The organism is Moorena sp., assembly GCF_982860115.1.
Genome location: NZ_CEYLVT010000017.1, coordinates 25,624 through 41,406, shown reverse-complemented (window position 1 = coordinate 41,406; position 15,783 = coordinate 25,624). Strand labels below are relative to the sequence as shown.

Here is a 15,783-nt window from a genome sequence, read left to right as displayed (position 1 = left end):
TCGGAGAAAAATGGTTACCGCATTAATTGTTGAAGATTCATTAACAGATCTAGAAATCTTCAGAGGTTATCTCAAGCAAAATGGGTTTAATGTATTAACTGCAAATAATGGATCAGAAGCCCTAGAAAAAATTAGCAGTAATCAGCTGGATTTGATTGTCCTTGATGTTGTGCTTCCAGATCGCAGTGGTTTTGAAATTTGTCGAACCCTTAAAAATGAAGCTAAGACAAGCCAAATTCCTGTGATAATATGCTCCACCAAAGATACTGAAATGGATAAATTTTGGGCGTTGAAGCAGGGAGCAGATGCTTACCTGTATAAGCCTGTTGATCACGCAGAACTCCTAAAAATCATTAAACAACTGGTCAAGGGCTAAATCTGAGATATAAAAAAAGAGAGATCATCATGGTGTCCAAGTTTATCCCAGCTTCAGCTTTCCCATTATCAGCGAGAGAAACTGCTGCCAATGAAATTAGACAGCAGTTTCTGCGGTTTCATCTAGTACCTGATACTACAGCTTTAATGCCAATTAATCAGCTGACTGAAGTGCTGACTATTGGTGTTGGTCAAATTATTCCAATTGCCCATATGCCACCTTGGGTGATGGGTGTTTACAACTGGCGGGGTGAAGTTCTTTGGATGATCGATCTCGGACACATTGTGGGATTAACTCCTTGGCATCAGCAACCGGTAAACACATCACACTACACCTCCTTAGTGTTGCATATCCAGTCTCATGATCCTAAGTCCATAAAATACAACCAAATGCTAGGGTTGGTGGTCAACCGGGTAGAGGACATTGAATGGTGCAATCCGGATTTGATTCAACCTCTGCCATCATCAAGTATGAATCCTGAATTGGCAAAGTTTTTACAGGGATATTGGCTGAAACATGGTGGTGAACTGCTAGTAGTTTTTGATGGCCAACTAATTTTTGATACCAAGTTTTAATTCTACTCTTCAGGGACGGTAACCTGAACCTATTATTCGATAATCAATCATCACAACCATTAGAGATGATGATTAGTTAATTACTTATAACGTTACTAAAAAAAACTGGAATAAAAACTAAGTGTTTAATTATGAAAAAAGAACCGAATAATTTGAGTTTAAATGGTGAAAATGCCAATAATAGTGAAATGGTAAAATCAAAAAAATCGCTGGTAAATACACTCTTACCTGAGTCAACTCTTTCTAACGTTAACTTGCGGGTTGTTCAAGAGTTAACAGAAGCTGAACCCGAGGTTAAACATTGGGCAGACCAAGATATTAATGCAGGAGATCAGCTCCTGGAAGTGGTCAAAACTCAAAAAAAAAATCAGAGGAATAAAAATACTCTCAGCCGCCAGTTGTTGACAACGATTATGCCAACGGTATTGATTCCTCTGACTCTGGCTAGCCTAGTAAGTTACAGAATTGTTCACGACCATGAGAAAGACCGAAATAAATTACAGCAGCAGGAACAAGCTCTAATTGCTGGTGAAGCAGCTAGCCAACTGATTAAGGATACCTTTACCGTACCCACCTTATTAGCTAGTAATCCCTTAGTCATCAAGGCAGCTCATGCTAGTAGAAAAACCGCAGAACAGCAAGAACTTCAGAAACTGGCTATTCAGGAGATTGAATTACGTTTTCAAAAAACAAAGCTCCTCCAACCCAATCCACAACTCAATCGTTACTTAAAGAGAATCGTCCAGGATGTAGGTCTAGGGGAATTATTTGTCACTGACCGCTATGGGTACAACATTGCTTATAGTAATCTCACCTCTGACTTTGTGCAAAGGGATGAAGACTGGTGGCAACAAGCGAAGCGTCGAGGGCGTTGGGTCAGTGAACTGGACTTTGATGATTCAGCTAATATCTTTGGTTTTGATCTAGCTCAGGCCATCAAGGATCCTCAATCAGGAGAATTTCTTGGGGTGATTAAAGCTGTGCTACCCATGAATCAATTAGAGCAACTGTTCCCTTATCTAGAACATATCGGATTGATGGGTTCCCAACAAGTGCAGCTGGTAGACAGTAGCCAAGGCATGGTAATTAGTACCCTCACCCCTGAAGGTAGTCTGGATGAGGAGGATATCATTGGGGGTGAAGCGATTTGGGAAATTGCTAAGTTTTTAGTCAAGGCACCGACCCAGCTAACTATTAATACTAAGCAAGACTTCAATCAGTTCAAAGCTAAGTATTCACTAAAGGAAGCAAAACTTTCGACCTATACAAATAAAACGGGAAACCAGGTAAAAATTGTTTACTTCCTCTATAAAAATAAGTTCTATACCATTGTCACTAACCCACACACGGATTGGGTATCCGTTGCTTCCGTGGACAAATCAGAACAGCAAAACGCTGGTAATGAGTTAATTGTAGTGTTTCTGTTGATAGCCCTAGCCTTGGGAGCAGTGACTCTGATCGTTGTTCTGCTTTTATCCCGCCGCCTATCTGCTCCTCTAAGTCAATTGTCTGATACAGCCAAGGAGGTGGCTGGGGGTAATTTAGATGCGATTGCTCAACCAAGTGGTACCGCAGAAACCCAAACCTTAGCTCACACCTTTAATAACCTAGTAGCCCGGATTAAAGTTCTGGTACAAGACCAAAGCCTTGAGGCTAAGCGTGCTAAGGAACTCAAAGATATTACGATTCAGCTAACTCAAGCCCTGAGCCTCCAAGAGATCCTGGATATGGTAGTCCAAGGAAGCCGACAAGGGCTGGATACAGATCGAGTGGTTGTCTATCGCTTTGATCCCAATTGGAAAGGTACTGTCATTGCTGAATCCGTGGCTGCGGGTTGGCCCCAGGCTCTCGGTGCGGAAATTGCTGACCCTTGCTTTGCAAAGAATTACGTTGATAAGTACATCCAAGGTCGAGTTAAGGCAACACCGAATATTTATGAAGCTGGTCTGACCCGGTGTTACCTGAAACAGTTAGAACCCTTTGCAGTCAAAGCCAATTTAGTTACCCCGATTGTGGTTGAAGGGGAACTCTTAGGCTTATTAATTGCTCACCAATGCAGTGAACCTCGAACCTGGCAAGCTTCGGAAATCGATTTCTTAACCCAAGTAGCTAACCAAGTAGGAATAACCCTTGACCGCATCAACCTCTTGGAACGGCAAAGAATTGCTGAAGCCGAGCAACGGACTGCTAAAGAGCAGCTCCAAAAACGAGCACTGGAATTGCTGATGGAAGTAGACCCAGTTAGTAAAGGAGACCTCTCGATCCGTGCCCGTGTGACTGCCGATGAATTGGGAACTGTTGCTGATTCCTACAACGCTACGATTGAAAGCTTGCGGAAACTTGTGGTGCAAGTCCAACAGGCAACAAAGGAAGTTAGCACCACCACTACTCAAGATGAAGCAGCGATTCGAGAACTATCCACAGAAGCCTTGCGACAGTCGGAGGAAATTACGGCAGCTTTACAACGAATTCAAGATATGACCACTTCAACTCAAGCTGTGGCTGCTAGAGCCTCTGAAGCTGAAGCTGCAGTTAAACAAGCGGCTCAGACAGTCGAAGCTGGGGATACTGCTATGAACCTCACTGTGGAAGGCTTTATGGCGATTCGGGAAACTGTAGGCAGCACTGCCAAGAAGGTCAAACGCCTTGGGGAATCCTCCCAAAAGATTTCTAAAGTAGTTAACCTGATTAGTAACTTTGCAGCTCAAACTAACTTGCTAGCGTTAAATGCTTCTATTGAGGCAGCTCGTGCTGGGGAAGAAGGTCGAGGCTTTGCGGTGGTTGCTGATGAAGTGCGAGCCTTAGCCCATCAATCAGCAGAAGCAACGGCAGAAATTGAAAAAATTGTGGCACAAATCCAGATGGAAACTAATGAGGTGGTAGCTGCCATGGAAGCTGGTACTGAACAAGTGGTAGGAGGAACAAAACTCGTGGATGACACCAGGCAGAGTTTGAATCAAATCACTGCAGTAATGGTCAAGATTAATGAGTTGGTCGAAGCGATCGCTAGCGTAACTGTTGAGCAAACTCAAACAAGCGTTTCAGTGACTCAGACGATGACTAATGTGGCAGCGATCGCTAATCATACCTCTATAGAAGCGTTGCAGGTATCCCACTCGTTTAAACAACTGCTTACAGTTGCCGAGCAACTGCAAGATAGTGTAGGCAAGTTCAAGGTGAGTTAGTGTTGTTAGTTAATTGTTAATGTTTAATTGTTAATGTTTAATTGTTAATTGCAATTTTAAAAGTAACTGTGTTCTCAACAATATTGACAGGGAATTCTGTGATTGTAACTCCTGAAATTTATCAGTCACCCCGAGTTAGGCAATGGTGGCAATAATGTCCAAACTATGGACGTTATCACCACGATAAACTACCTATTTTAATTAATTGGCCGTATTCCATGACTCAAATCCCTCCTCAGAATAACTCCCTTAAAAATAACAATGGTCACCAAATTGATAATTATGATATTAAATTTTCTGATAATTTATCAGATAAATTATCAGAAAATGGTCATAATGGCAGCTACCAACCTTTGGAGCTGTCAAAATCTACACTGAAAACTAAACTGGGTAAATCACTGCTACCACTATCTCAGTTAATCCAGTCAAAGCTTGCAGCACGCCAAAGACTTCCATCTTTATTTTTGAAATGGTTTTATAACCTGCCCATACAAGGGAAGCAGGTCTTAGCCTTGTTCACTTCAGAATTTATCTCCGTGGTTGGCTTAGCAGGTGTGGGGGCTTTTTTGATTGTTACAGGAGGTCGTGCTCAGTTAATCAACCAAGCCAAATCCGAATTGGCGGTTATGGATATTATCTATAATATCAAAATTAATCAGATGGGGTTTGGTTTTCGGGGACAATCTGACAATAGCGCAATTATTCAAGCGGTTGAAACCTATGCTCAAGGCAAACCCTTAAGCCCCAGATTGATCAAACAAGTGAAAGATATTCTCCAGCAAGAAATCCAGACTCGTCGGATTGAATATGCCACGTTGGTGGGAAAGGATCGGCGAATTATTGTCAATGCTAATGCTGATCGAACTGGGGAGTTTTTCGATCCCAATGACTTAGTGAGTCAGGTCCTGGAAAATCCTCAGCAAATTAAAACCAGTGAACTGGTCAGCTCGTCTGAGGTTGCTCAAGAGTCTCCCTTCCTACCTGCTGGGATTCTCCAGCAAAACAATCTGTTGATTCGCTACACCGTGACACCGGTTAGAGCCACTGACACAGGAGCAGTTTTAGGAGTACTCGTTTCTGGGGATATTGTCAATGGCAAGCTGCCTATCGTCGAGGATACCCTAAAGTCTTTTGGGGGAGGTTATAGTGCGGTATATCTACGTCAAGCCGATGGTCAATTCGTCTTGGTAACTGCCTTAGATCAGGGTGAAAGTACCAATTTAGCAGAAGCTCAACCGAAAGTCTCCTTGCCCAATACCGCTTTTCTGAATCAAGCGGTAACAGCTCAGGGTAATCCGATTACCAAACGCATCAATATAGGGAGTCAAACCTATACAATGGCTGCCAGGACGCTAAATAATTTTAGTGGTAAGCCAGTTGCACTTTTGCTCCGGGGAACCTCAGAAGCTCAACTCAACTTCCTGCTTACCGACAACCTACTGTTACAGTTGGTAGTAGTGATCTTGGCTGTGACTGCTGATATATTACTAGCTATGGTGCTAGGACGAGGCATTGCTAAACCGATCCAACACCTACAAAACTTAACCGAGCAATTTGCTCAAGGGTCACGTGAAGTCCGAAGCAATCTGATCACTAACGATGAGATCGGTAAGCTCGCGAGGACGTTTAATGAAATGGCTGACAGTGTTACCAGTCAGGAAAAGGTGGTAAGTCAAGAGGCAAATCGGACAGAGGTCATTATTAACCTTGCTGCTACCCCCATCGACAAATCTCTCGACCTCAAAGCTGTCTTCCAAGAGGCGGTGGAAAAAGCCCTCAATCAATTAAATGCCGACCGGGTAGTTATCTACCGCCTGAATCCTGATGGTAGTGGCTACATTGAATTGGAGGCAGTTCAACCCGGTTGGCCCAAAGCAGTTGAAAATATGGTTGAGGATAGGATTGAGAATAAAATTGAAGATGCTTGTATTCCAAAGCAGCTGATTGATGACTACAAACATGGACGTGTCATTGCCAACAATAATGTCTTTGAAGCAGGTTTCCATCGTGACCACCAGAAGTTGATGGAACGATTGCAAATCAAAGCAAATTTAGTGACACCAATTGTCCACGGAGAAACACTATACGGTTTACTTATTGCTCATCATTGTACGGCTCCATACCAGTGGCAAGAGTCTGAAATCATTTTCCTGACGCAGTTATCTGTTCAGGTGGGCAATGTTATGGAGCGAGCCACATCCTTAGAACAAATGGAGGCAGCCCGCCAAGAAGCCGAAAATCTTGCTCAGGAACAGCGCCAGCTCAAAGAGGATCTGCAAAAGCGTGCTCTAGAACTGTTGATGGAAGTAGAGCCAGTTAGTAAAGGAGACCTCACAATTCGAGCCCACGTGACTGCCGATGAATTGGGAACTATTGCCGATTCCTACAATGCTACCATCGAAAGCTTGCGAAAACTTGTACTGCAAGTCCAACAGGCAACCAAGCAAGTCACTACCACCACTACTCAAGATGAAGCAGCGATCCGAGAGCTATCCACAGAAGCTTTACGACAGGCGGAGGAAATTGCTAATGCTTTACAAAAAATTCATGACATGACAGTCTCAACTCGCTCTGTGGCTGTCAGTGCCTCTGAAGCCGAAGCCGCAGTCAAACAAGCAGCTCAAACGGTAGAAGCCGGAGATGCTGCTATGAACCGTACTGTAGAAGGTTTTATGGCGATTCGGGAAACTGTAGGTAGTACGGCTAAGAAGGTCAAACGTCTTGGGGAATCGTCCCAAAAGATTTCTAAGGTAGTCAACCTGATTAGTGGCTTTGCTGAGCAAACCAATATGTTAGCCCTCAATGCCGCTATTGAGGCGGCTCGTGCTGGGGAAGCCGGTCGAGGCTTTGCGGTAGTTGCTGATGAAGTACGAGCCTTGGCCCATCAATCGGCAGAGGCAACGGCGGAAATTGAAAAGCTGGTAGCAGACATTCAGGCGGAAACCAATGAGGTGGCAGCTGCTATGGAAGAGGGAACTGAGCAAGTGGTAGTTGGGACTCAACTGGTGGATGACACCAGGCAGAGTTTGAATCAAATTACTGCCGTAACGGTCAAGATCAATGAGTTGGTCAAAGCAATTGCCATCACAGCTGTTGAACAAACCCAAGCGAGCGAATCAGTTACTGAAACTATGACTGACGTAGCAGCGATCGCGAATAGAACCTCCACAGAAGTCAGCCAAGTATCTAACTCGTTCAAACAACTGCTAACAGTGGCTGAGCAACTCCAAGATAGTGTGGGCAAGTTCAAGGTGAGTTAGTGTCATTGTAGTTATTAGTATGTTGTTAATGACCAATGACCAATGACCAATGACCAATTTTCTCTTGACCAATGACCAATGAAGAACCATGGCAACTCACTCTGAGATCCAAGACCAAGCCTATCAGTTTTTTATCGAAGAGGCACCAGAGCTGTTGCAACTGATCGAGACAGGCTTACTGAATCTCCAGCAAGAACGAACCACGGCTAAGATCCACGATTTAATGCGAGCCGCTCACTCCATCAAGGGAGGTGCTGCCAGTGTTGGGCTAGAGGCAATTAAAACCTTGGCTCATCGTCTCGAAGATATCTTCAAGGCTTTCTACAGCGACGAGGTACAACTTGATACTGAGTTAGAAAGCTTGCTGCTCAAAGCTTATGACTGCCTCCGGAACCCCCTCATCCAGCAAATTGAGCAAGGCTATTTTGACCCAGAGCAAGCCCTAGCCACTGCTCAATCCACTTATGCCCAGATTGAAGAACGACTTGGTGATGCCCTGACACAGGTTCATAACTACATTCCTAGTTCCGGTGATTTGGGTATTGATATTGTATCCTCCATTTTTGATGTGGATGTGGCTCAGGGACTAGAACGTCTTGCTGCGGTTTTAGCCAATCCCCAAAATTATGAGGTCGTGGGGGAATTAAAGGCACAAGCAGACGTATTTGCTGGCTTTGCCGAGTTACTTAACTTGTCCGGATTTGGAGCGATTGCCCAAACGGCTGTAGCGGCAGTAGAGCAACATCCCCACCAAGTCTTGAAAATTATTGAACTCGCCCTAGCTGATTTTACCACAGGACGAGCTGCTGTACTAGCAGGCGATCGCACTCAAGGGGGAAATCCCTCGACTGCTCTAGTGGCTTTAACAGAAGCCCCTGCTACTCAGGCTAATGACATCACAAATAGTCTAAATACCACCTCTGAATTTGAAGATATCTTTAGTGACTTTAACCTAGGCGAAGCAAGCAATGCCTTTGAAGACTTTACCTTATCCGAGCAAACCGCTACCCAACCATCCCAACTGAATCCACTAGTCGAAGAGAGTTTCGAGACCTCACCCACTGTTGCCCATCAGGAAACTGACCTAGATCAAGCAACTGTTGAGCCACCATCTTGGAAGGTTACCGACTCAGTTGATGTTACTGATATTTTTAACAACTTTAACCAAGATCAACAGACCTTACTCTTTGAAGACGTTGCTCTAGCCCAGGAAACTGAAACTACTGCCCAGCAACCCCAAGTGAACTTGCCAGCTGAGCAAGTTACTCTGACCCCACCCATTCTTGCTGAGCTCACAACTAGTGACTTGGGGCAAGTCAGTCAAGACCTACCATCTGATCAATCTACGCCTTCAGAAGATCAAGTTAACCCAGTCCAAGAAGCAGAAGCATCTTTCCCAGAGGAAACCATTTCCTCGACCCCAGAAACTGTCCGACGCTCGGAGCAAGACCAGCAAGACCTGAGTAACTCTAAGGCTGACCCTACCCCAGAATCTAAACCAGTAGCGAATTCGCCAAATCCATCAAGCACTGCTTCTGCTCCCCTGAAGAACTCATCCCTAGAGGTACCAAAAACCCTGGAAGCCGCAGTGGAAAAGATTGAAAAAATCTTTGAAAGCCTGCCACCGCTCCAGGATATGCCTGCTTCAGATGTTCCATCATCACCAACCCTACCAGCAGCCGCATTCTTAGCCAATGAATTAGCTATCAACCCACCCACTCAATCGGCTAAATCCCAGCAGCATCAACCTACTCGATCTAATCAAGCTACTCCTAAGCCGTCAAACCATCCCAGCCAAAGTCCAACCTCTATCTCCCCTGAGAGTTCAGTCCGGGTTAACTTAAAGCGACTAGAACGGATGAACAATCAGGTAGGGGAACTGGTGATCAACCGCAATAGTATTGGGCTGCAAAATGAACAATTACAAGCAGCAGTGCGGGAACTCACCCAAAGATTTAACCTTTGTCAATCCATTGTTAGTCAATTACAAGAATTATCTGATCAGAGTCTAGCTAGTGCCTCAAGTGCTGGATCAATGGTGTCAAATTCTAGCTTTGCCTCCCTTAGTCAGAATGAGTTGAACCAGCAAGGGACGAATTCTCTCGGTGAGAGAAATTCACCCCAGCAATCGGTAACGTGGTCAGGCCAAAAGAGCCTAGATAGTGAGTTAGACCCATTGAACAAACCCCTGTTTGATTCCTTGGAAATGGATAGCTATAGCAACGTCCATTCTTTGATCCAAGGACTACAGGAAGAAATGATGCTGCTTAAAGAAGCCGTGGGAGATATAACCCTATTTGCCCAGCAGTCTGATCAGACCTTGGAACAACAGCGGCAAATGCTTTCTCAGCTACGAGACGAGCTGATGTGGGCGCGAATGTTGCCTCTGGGTCAAGTACTCAACCGCTTTCCTCGGGCTTTACGGGATCTTTCTACCCAACACCACAAGCCAGCCAAACTCAAGCTTAGTGGTACAGGGGTTTTGGTGGATAGAGCAGTGCTCGAAAAACTTTATGACCCCTTACTACATTTACTCCGGAATGCTTTTGATCATGGCATTGAATCCCCTCAAATTCGGCGCAAACGAGGTAAATCAGAGCAAGGACAAATTGAAATTCGGGCCTATCATAAAGGCAATCAAACCATCATTCAAGTCAAGGATGACGGTGAAGGTCTCAATATTGAACGCATTCGTAACCAAGTATTGGCCAAGGGATTGTTGTCAGCCAAACAAATTGCTAAAGCTCCCCCATCCCGTCTGTTAAAGATGATTTTTGAGCCAGGATTTTCCACCGCAGCTAAAGTCAGTGAACTGTCTGGTAGGGGAGTAGGTTTAGATGTAGTACGCTCTCAAATTCGAGCTCTCAAAGGTAAAATCTCTGTCACCTCATCCCCAGGTAAGGGTACAACCTTTACCCTACGGCTGCCGTTAACTCTAACGATTGCTAAATTACTAATTGCTACAGTCGGTCCAATTGTTATCGCTTTACCGTCAGACAGTATTGAAGAAATTGTGGTTCCTAAGGGGGATCAGATGCAAAAATCTGGGACAAAACGGTTTTTGCTCTGGCGCGGACAAATGGTTCCCACTTATACCATGTCTGATCTTTTGGAATATAACTGTCCAGTCAGGGAAAGCACTCCTAGCAAAGCTTTAGTTTATGTTCCGACCCCTGAAGATTGGGCGTTACCTATGGTAGTAATGCGTCGAGACCAGCAGGCTTTTGCGTTAGAAATCGATCGCGTGATCACAGAGCAAGAGCTAGTGATTAAACCCTTTGGCAAAGTGCTTGCGGCTCCCAGTTATACCTATGGTTGTACCATCTTGGGGGATGGTAGTTTAATTCCGGTGATAGATGGTAACGCCCTGTTAGAGCAATGTTTAGCTCAAAGCCATGAAGAGACTAAACCGAGAAGCTTGTCTCATATACTCGAAGCTACCACTAAGAAAAAGTCATCGGTTAACCGGAATCAAACTCCTGCTAAAACTGCTCCAGTTCCCACAATTTTAATTGTGGATGATTCGACAGGTTTACGACGAACCTTGGCTATGAGCTTGCAAAAAGCAGGTTACCGAGTGTTACAGGCTCGGGATGGACACGAAGCCTTGGAACAATTACGGCAAAGTTCCAAAGTGCAGATGATAATTTGTGATATTGAAATGCCGAATATGAACGGTTTTGAGTTTCTTGGTCAACGTCGCCAAGACCCTCGGTTATCAAAAATTCCTATAGCAATGCTTACTTCCCGTAGCAGTGAAAAACATCAGCGTTTGGCAATGCATTTGGGTGCTAACGCTTACTTTACTAAACCTTATATTGAACAAGATTTTATTGGAAAAATAAAAAACATTATTGAACAAAGTAAATCTGAAGTTTAAGTATTAATTTATAAGCTAATGCGCTACAGATGGTGCTACTTGATGTGCTATCAGCCATTCCTAATCAGCGTTTAGCTCAAAGCAATAAGCAATTAGCTTCTTTCTTGAGGGGTCTCCAGTACTAATCAGTTACTTGCACCCAGAGCCTTGAATTATAGTGCATCATTATACTTTTAATCCTAACTTTACAAACTTAGTATAGTGAGTTAATATATTTAATTAACCTTGCTGAAAAATCCTGATTATAAGACTTGTAATTTTTAATCATTTATACTTTTTTTACACGATGAATCGACATTATGAAAAAAAACTTAATTGACTCCAAGCTTAGTTATACTAATCCCTTAAAAAATCATAATACTAAATCATTATTTAAATTAGTTGTATTTAGAATACACAGCATCAATTTCGCCTTTCCGATTGAGTGTGTCAACAAAGTAATTAATTACACAACTGTTTATAGCAGTGGACTTAATGATATAGGCATTGCCCATATCGATGATCAGGAAATTCCTATTATCGACTTGCATCGCCGGTTATTTAAATCTAGCCAAATCACCACTTCTAACCCAGCACGTTTCCTGCTGATTGCTCAAAATAAAATGGGTGAAGGATTTGGGATCCCTGTACTCAAAACACCGAATTTGATAGAGGTTTCTGTGACTGCTATTCGTACCCTACCAGAGTCTTTTCGTCAAGCTGATACCCTAGGAATTGCTAGTCATGTTGCGGTGATTCCCCAAGAAAATACATCTTTGACAGTCTTTTTGCTAGATGTTAATCAATTGCTGCCTTGGGTTTCTCAAAGCGCAAAAAGGGGTTAAGCATTGAGCAATCAGCAATCAGCTATCTTTGCCCCTAGCTTTATGGGATGGGAATAGTCCCAGTGGTTGAGATTTCTGTTATACTTTAGAATATAAAATAGCTATCTGCCAGAATTAAGGGTTAGGGGGGAAGTCCCGCGCTCTATCGGTGCTTGGTAAGCGTTGTATGGGAGAGCCTTTTTCTCGGAATTGTGCTAAGAAGTTGGTAGCATCAAAAACGCGCTTTGACGATAACCAAGTCAAAAAGCTTCGTTGGCAAAAAAACAACCAAGCAGAATCATCGGTCTTAGAAACTAGGACTGCTGGTGAGGGCACGAATATAAGACCTGGGTTTGGGCAACTAAATTTAGGCGGTTGGTTGTGAGTTCCGAATAGATTGCTGTAGCGTAAGCTCAGCCTATGGTAGTTCACAGGTGTAGCTTCCACCCACGCTTTTATCTACGATGCTTAGCAATATAAGGGTGAAGTAGAAGCAGTCGGAACAAGTATCCGACAAAACCCATCTAGAGATAAGATGTAGCATAGTAAGTGTTATCTCTGGCAGTAGGACTTATGGCGAGTCCCTCTGATGTGAAACAAAACGTTTCTATTGGGTTTAGCTCGCCGGTTCACCGATCAACCTGCCAAAATCCCCTAGCTTTAGCGATGGGGAGTCGTCAATTTCCAGCAGTACGACCTAAGAGTCTAGTCAACTGGTGCTGCTAAAGTTTAATATATGGTGTTTCCCAAAAAACTGATTAAGGGCGGCTCTAAAGTATCTAAAGTTATAGATTTACCTAAGTATGGTATACGCTCCATTCTTGCTAAAGGGGTGCAGATGGACTTCCAGTCAGGACAAAACCGTGTTCAAGTCCTCAAAGGAATTGACTGGGAAGTCAAACGTGGTGATATCCAACTTTTAATGGGACCGTCTGGCTCTGGCAAGACTACCCTTTTGTCAATCTTGGCGGGATTACTGACCCCGACATTGGGAAAAGTCTATTTACTGGGTCAAGAAATTACCGGTATGTCTAGAACTAAGCTGGCAGAGTTTCGACGGGAACACATTGGCTTTATTTTCCAACACTTCAACCTATTTCCGGCACTGACAGCAGCAGAAAATGTGGAAGTTGTGCTAAACATTAAGGGAATTCATGGGGTCAATGCTCGACAGCAGGCAAAAACCTTATTAGAGCAGGTTGGTTTAGAGGGGAAAGGACATCTTAGACCGAGTGACTTGTCAGGGGGACAGAAGCAACGGGTAGCGATCGCGCGGGCTTTAGCTAAAGAGCCACCCCTAATTATGGCAGATGAGCCAACGGCAGCCTTGGACTCTCACAGTGGTCATACAGTGATTGAGTTGCTGCGTCGTCTGGCTAAGGAAAAAGGCTGCACAGTGCTGATGGTAACCCACGATCCTCGTATTATCGATGTAGCTGACCAAGTGTCTTATATGGAAGATGGAATGTTGAAGGTTGATGGTTGATGGTTGAACGCGCACCCGTGGCCTATTGGCCAAGGTTGAAGGTTTAAGGTTTAAGGTTTAAGGTTGAAAGTTGAACGCGCACCCGTGGCCTATTGGCCAAGGATGAGGGGTGAGGGGTGATCGGTAATGGGCCAGTGTTAACCGTTCACCGTAAGTATCTTAGTTTTATTTGTACCTACGTAATTATGATGTGAATGGGCAATTTGCCAACACAACAAGTTACTGTTCACTCTAGGCATCATAATCATGTTCATGGTAGATTTCTGGCTAGGTATAGGAGTTTTGGGACTGGGTTCTATTCTGTGGGTAGAACTGGTGCGAGACTTCTATCACGTCCTGTCCCATCACTGGACACCTCTATATCGCTTGCATGTGTGGCATCATCGGGTCTTCCGTCAGGATTTAACTGCTGTCAGTGATACCATTTATCGACAGGCGCACTGGCGTAATGATTTACCAGAAGCCTTGGTCATGCTAATGTTAGGCTTGGTGCTATGGTGGTTGGCTTTTACCTGGACACCAAATCTGCATTGGGCAGCTTTGGCGGGTTCTGTGTACACTATGGTATTTGTATTGGGTGCGATCGCTCGTGGCTATGGCATCAAGGGAGCCGATAAGTTGACTGATATGACCCACCTTCCGGGTCCATTCCTGTATCCTCCTTCCCCTTGGATGGTGAATCGCAGCTACCATTGGCGACATCACTTTGATAACCAAAAGGCTTACTATGGCGGCACATTCACTTTAGTAGACAAACTGATGGGGACAGCACTATCGCTCCAAGGAAAAACTATTGCAGTGACGGGAGCATCGGGAACTCTGGGAAAATCACTGTTGTACCATCTCCAGCAACGGGGAGCAAAAGTGATTGCTCTGACCTCCCAAGAACAAACTGTTACGTTAAATGTCAATGGTGAAAGCTTGCCAGTAAAAACTTTGACTTGGCAAGTGAGTAAAGAGTCTGAACTAGCTCCACATTTGGAAAATGTGGATATTCTAATTCTCAATCACGGCATCAATGTTCATCAAGAACGGACAGCCGATGCGATCGCAAAATCCTACGAGGTCAACACATTATCAAGTTGGCGGTTGCTAGAGATGTTTTTATCCACGGTTCGGACGAACCAAGATATTGCTCGCAAGGAAGTTTGGGTTAATACTTCGGAAGCGGAAGTTAATCCAGCCTTTAGTCCTTTGTATGAACTGAGCAAACGTACCCTAGGAGACCTAGTTACCCTGCGTCGTCTAGATGCTCCTTGTGTGGTACGTAAAGTAATCCTCGGACCATTTAAAAGTAATCTCAATCCATTTGGGGTCATGTCAGGGGATTGGGTAGCCCAGCAAATCCTTAATCTAGCCACTCGTGATGTGCGTAACATCATTGTGACGATTAATCCCATAACCTATTTAGCGTTTCCAGTCAAGGAATTTTTTGTCAGCCTATACTATAGGCTGTTTAGTCGTTAGTCCTTAGGAACTTGCCTTAATTATTAGTTAGTAATTAGTGCTACTAATTACTAAGGGTGGCGTAGCCAAAGGTGACGTTGAATTTACGGCACCAAATGACTACAGAGCTAAAGTCTTCTGGATTAACATCAGCAGGGATACGGTACCGTTGAGTGCCACTGACCTGCTGAAGACGACCAAGACTTTCATAATTTTCCTTACTGTAGGATTTGGGGACAGTTTGGCGGTGCAACAGCACCATTAAATCGGGTCCATTGTCGGTCTTAAAGGTTTCGTCAAACTTCAGGTAACGTTGTCCATTGTCTGTGACTAAACTTACCATGCCTTGAGTAGAGTGGGCTGCTGTTACAAAATTTCCTGATCTACTTGTTGCCTGTGCCAGTGTTGCAGTTGGTTTAGCAGCTGGAGCACTGGACACATCAATCTTCGTTGTCGTAGAGGTAGAGGTGGATGGTTTTGCCTGAACAGTACTCTGATTCCCAGGTACTCCTGCTACACAACCTACGCTTAAAAAGGCAGTAGCACCAAAGATGGCTAAATAGTGAAGTTTCATCAGATTATCTATCTCGTGGAAACATTACTCTATTTGCTATTATGTCTAGTCTTCGGTGGCATTAGCCTGAGTTTTTGTTAAAAAATTTAGTGAATACTTCTCAACTCTAGCTCAGAAAAAATTTTATTCATTAAAATATATCGAAATCGGCAAGTTAAGTGAATTTTAATATTTGCCTCAGGTTAGATTAATCTCTTA

At 43.9% G+C, this 15,783-nt stretch carries 10 protein-coding genes; 9 read left to right on the top strand and 1 reads right to left on the bottom strand.

Translation table 11 applies throughout. The features are described from left to right. Positions 1-10 precede the first annotated feature (10 nt). The 9 genes from AC4II3_RS05275 (at position 11) to AC4II3_RS05235 (ending at position 15,032) form a co-directional block, all read left to right on the top strand. Complete coding sequence (locus tag AC4II3_RS05275; protein WP_070393290.1) at positions 11-376, top strand: response regulator transcription factor; 366 nt, start codon at positions 11-13, stop codon at positions 374-376. A 29-nt stretch (positions 377-405) separates the two neighbouring features. Further along, the gene (locus AC4II3_RS05270; RefSeq protein ID WP_488008028.1) at positions 406-951 is read left to right on the top strand and encodes a chemotaxis protein CheW; all 546 of its coding nucleotides are present in this window, start codon (positions 406-408) and stop codon (positions 949-951) included. 131 nt (positions 952-1,082) lie between these two features. Then, on the top strand, positions 1,083-4,136 hold the full coding sequence (locus AC4II3_RS05265) for a methyl-accepting chemotaxis protein (RefSeq protein ID WP_488008030.1): 3,054 nt from the start codon (positions 1,083-1,085) through the stop codon (positions 4,134-4,136). 218 nt (positions 4,137-4,354) lie between these two features. Further along, positions 4,355-7,396: a methyl-accepting chemotaxis protein gene (locus AC4II3_RS05260; protein WP_488008032.1), complete on the top strand. Its 3,042-nt coding sequence runs from the start codon at positions 4,355-4,357 to the stop codon at positions 7,394-7,396. An 88-nt stretch (positions 7,397-7,484) separates the two neighbouring features. Continuing rightward, on the top strand, positions 7,485-11,276 hold the full coding sequence (locus tag AC4II3_RS05255) for a hybrid sensor histidine kinase/response regulator (RefSeq protein WP_488008034.1): 3,792 nt from the start codon (positions 7,485-7,487) through the stop codon (positions 11,274-11,276). Positions 11,277-11,575: 299 nt separating this feature from the next. Further along, positions 11,576-12,100: a chemotaxis protein CheW gene (locus AC4II3_RS05250; RefSeq protein WP_488008036.1), complete on the top strand. Its 525-nt coding sequence runs from the start codon at positions 11,576-11,578 to the stop codon at positions 12,098-12,100. Between the two features lie 166 nt (positions 12,101-12,266). After that, the gene (locus AC4II3_RS05245) at positions 12,267-12,464 is read left to right on the top strand and encodes a hypothetical protein (RefSeq protein WP_488008038.1); all 198 of its coding nucleotides are present in this window, start codon (positions 12,267-12,269) and stop codon (positions 12,462-12,464) included. 351 nt (positions 12,465-12,815) lie between these two features. After that, positions 12,816-13,565, top strand: coding sequence for an ABC transporter ATP-binding protein (locus AC4II3_RS05240; RefSeq protein WP_488008040.1), 750 nt, complete (start codon positions 12,816-12,818; stop codon positions 13,563-13,565). 252 nt (positions 13,566-13,817) lie between these two features. Beyond that, on the top strand, positions 13,818-15,032 hold the full coding sequence (locus AC4II3_RS05235; RefSeq protein ID WP_488009173.1) for a bifunctional sterol desaturase/short chain dehydrogenase: 1,215 nt from the start codon (positions 13,818-13,820) through the stop codon (positions 15,030-15,032). A gap of 43 nt (positions 15,033-15,075) precedes the next feature. On the opposite strand, the gene AC4II3_RS05230 is transcribed toward AC4II3_RS05235, so the two are convergent. Further along, complete coding sequence (locus tag AC4II3_RS05230) at positions 15,076-15,585, bottom strand: DM13 domain-containing protein (RefSeq protein WP_424103203.1); 510 nt, start codon at positions 15,583-15,585, stop codon at positions 15,076-15,078. Positions 15,586-15,783: the final 198 nt, after the last annotated feature.